General features: G+C 46.7%; 4 protein-coding genes and 1 tRNA gene. 2 read left to right on the top strand and 3 right to left on the bottom strand.

The genetic code is table 11. The features are described 5' to 3' along the window. Positions 1-133: 133 nt before the first annotated feature. From ACQY26_RS04135 to ACQY26_RS04125, 3 genes are all read right to left on the bottom strand, one after another. Positions 134-205: transfer RNA gene (locus ACQY26_RS04135), tRNA-Arg, on the bottom strand. 223 nt (positions 206-428) lie between these two features. Further along, entirely contained in the window at positions 429-899 is a 471-nt protein-coding gene (locus tag ACQY26_RS04130; protein WP_428047849.1) for a hypothetical protein, read from the bottom strand. Between the two features lie 15 nt (positions 900-914). Beyond that, positions 915-1,682 (bottom strand): exodeoxyribonuclease III, encoded by a 768-nt coding sequence (locus tag ACQY26_RS04125; RefSeq protein WP_428047848.1) that lies wholly within the window; start codon positions 1,680-1,682, stop codon positions 915-917. 32 nt (positions 1,683-1,714) lie between these two features. On the opposite strand from ACQY26_RS04125, the gene metK reads away from it, so the two are divergent. Continuing rightward, positions 1,715-2,872, top strand: coding sequence for a methionine adenosyltransferase (gene metK / locus ACQY26_RS04120; RefSeq protein WP_428047847.1), 1,158 nt, complete (start codon positions 1,715-1,717; stop codon positions 2,870-2,872). Positions 2,873-2,931: 59 nt separating this feature from the next. Continuing rightward, the coding region (locus ACQY26_RS04115) for an AsmA family protein (RefSeq protein ID WP_428047846.1) at positions 2,932-4,352 on the top strand (1,421 nt) is incomplete at its 3' end.

The following is a 4,352-nucleotide window of genomic DNA, read 5'->3' as shown; positions in this document are numbered from 1 at the left end:
AAAATTCTGCCAAATGTGTCCAAAAATGAGCGATTTTTCGGGTTTTAGGAAAGTGAGTAAAAATTGGGGATTTGTCGTCGAGAAATGATAAAAAAATACCCGCTCTTTTTCAGAACGGGCTTTTGCTTAAAAGTGCGCCCAACAGGAATCGAACTTGTATCCCCAGCTCCGCAGGCTGGTGCTCTATCCATTGAGCTATGGGCGCGTAAATCTACTGTCTTTCATCGGCTTGCCAAAAATCTAAGCCGCATTCCTAAGACATTAATATTCTACTAAATTAATAGGCTTTTTAGCCAGTATTTTAAATTTACGATTAAAATATTAACGTTTTCCGACGTGAAAATCAACACAAATCAATTTAATGCGGCCTAGGCGTTCGGCGATAAAAATCCCCCGGGTGCGCCGGGGGAGGTTAATCATAATTTTATTTACTGAAAAGCCGGCGTGTCAAAAATGCTTTGCAGGCATCTTCCGCTTACGCAGGCCGCTTTCGCTCCGCCGAAATAGCTTTTGGGGCAGCTGGAAACTTCCGGGCATTTTTCCGGTTCGCCGGTGATTCTTTTATATTCTTTTACAAGTTCTTTTTCGTATTGTTTATTTACAAAGTACGGCGCGTACGCTTCTTTGCAGCAGCTGGGGAACACTACCGCGCAGTCCGCGTCTTCCTGACAGCCCGAAAAGAGCTCTTGAATATCGCTCATGCTGTTGGCTTTTTCGGCTTCGGCGTCAGCTTCTTCGGCCTGATTTGCGCCTTGGGCGTTATCTTGCGGCAATACCGTTTCCTCTACGATAACTTCCGCGGCGACGGTTTCGCCTTGTTCCGCCGAGGGTTGTTTGCATGCGGCGGAAGCAAGCGTTAACGCCGCCAGTGCAAATATCATTAATTTTATATTCTTCATTTGTTAACTCCTGTTTTATATATCAATGTCTATGCCTACGGGCGCATGGTCGGAGCCCGTAACGTCGCTTAGTATATAAGCATTTTTTATAAGTTTTGAGGCCTTCTCGTCAACCATAAAATAATCCAGCCGCCAGCCTACGTTTCTGCTTCTTGCGGCGGTTTTGTAATCCCACCAGGTGTACTGTTTGCCCTGGCTGTTGAACATACGGAACGTATCAACCAGCCCCTCGCTGAAGAACTTATCCAGCCACGCCCTTTCGCAAGGCATAAAGCCGGTGGTATTTTGGTTCTCTTTGGGGTGTTCAAGGTCAATTTCCTTGTGGGCGGTGTTTACGTCCCCGCAGGTTATGACGTATTTTTGTTTTGAAAGTTTCTGACACATTTCCAAAAAGGCCGCGTAGAAACGCAATTTGTAATCAACTCTGTGCTCTCCGCGTCCTCCGTTTGGGAAATATACCGTAATAAAGTAGAACTCGGGATATTCCAAGCAGAGCAGACGGCCTTCCGCGTCAAATTCTTCGCTGCCCAGGGAGTCGCTTACGGCAAGCGGTTTTTGCTTTGTGTAAACGCCTACGCCGCTGTATCCTTTTTTTTGCGGCTTGGAAAAATACGCGTAATATCCGTCAATGTTTTTTATGTCTTCGGAAAGCTGTTCGGGCCAGGCTTTTGTTTCCTGCAGGCCGATTATATCGGGCGAGGTTTTAATAAGCCAGTCTTTAAAGCCCTTCTTTTCTACGGCTCTCAGTCCGTTGACGTTCCATGAAAGGAAAATTCTCTTCATAAGTGATATAATATCATTTTAAGGAACAATTTATGAGAAAAGGTAAATATTTTTTGACTTCCGAATCCGTTTCGGAAGGGCATCCCGATAAGGTGTGTGATCAGATTTCCGACGGCGTTTTGGACGCCATTTTAGCCAAAGACAAAACAGCCCGCGTCGCTTGCGAAACTTATATAACCCGCGGTTTGGTGGTAGTCGGAGGGGAGATAACGACGTCTACATGGGTCGACGTCGATAAAATCGCCCGCGACACGATAAAAAACATAGGTTATACGGACTCCAAATACGGATTTAACTATGCGACGTGCTCTGTAATTAACGTTATAGGCAAACAGTCGCCGGATATCAGCCAGGGCGTAAACGTCGGCGGAGCGGGGGACCAGGGCTTTATGGTCGGCTACGCCTGCCGCGAGACTAAGGAATATATGCCTTTGCCTTTACAGCTGGCGCATGAAATTTTGCTTAATCTTGCAGAACTCAGAAAATCCGGTAAACTTTCTTATGTCGGGCCTGATTCCAAATCCCAGGTTACCGTGGAGTATAAAGACGGCGTAGCGCAGCGCGTGGACACGGTTGTTCTTTCCACGCAGCATACGGAAGAGATTTTGGATAAATCCGGCAAAAAAATTACGGAAGAATCCAAACTTGAACTTATTGAAAAAGCCGTAAAACCCGTTATAGCCAGGTGGGCCGACGACAAGACCAAATATCTTATCAACCCGACGGGCAAGTTTGTGATAGGCGGCCCGCAGAGCGATACTGGTATGACGGGGCGCAAAATTATAGTTGATACTTACGGCGGGCGTACGGCGCACGGCGGCGGCGCATTCAGCGGCAAGGATCCGACAAAGGTGGATAGATCCGCCGCATATTTGGCCAGATATATTGCCAAAAACGTTGTGGCTTCTGGCTTGGCGGAGGAGTGCGAAGTGCAAATCGCCTACGCAATAGGCAAGGCGGAGCCGGTCGGTTTTTATTTGGATACGCTGGGCACGGGCAAAATAGCGGACGATAAACTTACTTCAATATGCAAGAAAGTTTTTAAAATGCCTCCGCGCGCCATAATCGATTATTTTAAATTACAGCGGCCGATATATCAAAAGACCGCTTCTTACGGGCATTTCGGGCGGGATATTTTCCCATGGGAAAAGACCGATAAAGCTAAAGCAATAGCCGCTTTAGCCAAGTAAATTCAAACTCCCCGATATCTTAAAATATCGGGGATAATTTTGTAAAGGGGTGTTGTTTTATGCGTTTTGTTCGGCTTATTTTAAGATTTTTGCTGTATCTCGCGGGCGCGGCCGCGCTTATACTTTTGGCGGCGGATTTATCTCTTCGCTGGCTCTTGCCTACGGACAGCGTTCAGGAGAAGATTTCTTCTTTAATAGCTTCCAAAACAAACGGGGAAGTTCAAATAAAGCGCGTAACGGCCGGGCTTACGGGGATTAACGCTGAGGGGCTTTCATTAAGTTTGCCCGAAGGCGGGGATATTGCGTCTATAGAGTCGCTTTCTTTGAAGGTTATGCCTCTTAAACTTATCAGGGGCGAGATAGATTTTAACCGTATTTTTATTGACGGCGTTAAAGTAAATATCATCAGGGATAAAAACGGCAAGTTTAATTTTGACGGGCTTTTTGCGGACGCCGCAGGCAATACTTCCGACGGGGAAGGAAATTCGGAAAGTTCTTCTTTCATAAAAGATTTGCGCGTAAAACGCTTCCAAATACGCAATGCGGAAGTTTCATACTTAGACGAATCCGCCGGGATTTCGGCCTCTTTAAACAATTTGTTTTTAGACGTTTACGATTTCAGTTTTGCCGCGCCTTTCCGCGTAAGCGTCAATGCGGAGGTTTCTTATAACGGCGGGGGGGTAAAAGCGGAGGCTTTGCCTTTCGGTTTTACATTGTATCCCGATTTAAATTTGTTAAAGCTGGAAGAGGCTTCTTCCGATATCCGCCTTCTGGTTGTAGAGCACGGCCCGGCCACTTTGCAGGCTTCCGGGTCCGTCAAAAATTTCATAAATCCGCAGGTCCGTCTAAAAATGAAGGGCACGGGTGTTTCGGATAAAATACTAAGCGGTTTTGCCGATACGCCGGAATTTACCATAGGGGACATCGACATAAACCTCGACGCTTCTTATAATACCGAAGCCGGCAAATTGCTTGTAAACATTTTTAACGTCAAGGCTTTGAACTCTTCCGTAGACGCGGGCGGGATAGTGCGCTTCGGTAAGGAACTTTCTTACGACGTCGACGTTAAAGCGGCGCTGTCTTTTGCGGAAATCGCAAAAACTTTTTCAATACTGTCGGAGTATCGCTTGAGCGGGACCGTCGACGCCGCTTTCAAAGCGGTCAATAATGATGTAAGCGGCAGTCTATCCGTTAAGCAGGCGGGTTTTTACTACTCGCATGCGGGGGCGTTCAGCGGGGTAAACCTGACTCTTGCCGTTAAAAGCCTTAAGGAAATATCCCTCAGCTCGCTTACGGGCAGGTTAAACGGATATCCTTTCCGCGCGGCTTTAAGTTATACGGAAAAAGCTTCATCCGGGGATGTTAATTTTAATCTTCAGGCCGATAAAATGCTTATTAAACTTAAAAAACAGCCTAAGCCCGCTTATGACCCGGATAAAGACCCTGTCATCGCCGGCGCGCCGGAAATATCACCCGAAGT

This window comes from Candidatus Proelusimicrobium excrementi (assembly GCF_937881865.1).
Classification (GTDB): Bacteria; Elusimicrobiota; Elusimicrobia; order Elusimicrobiales; family Elusimicrobiaceae; genus Proelusimicrobium; species Proelusimicrobium excrementi.
Note: the sequence above shows the minus strand (reverse complement) of the source record. Positions and strands in the feature narration are given on the sequence as shown.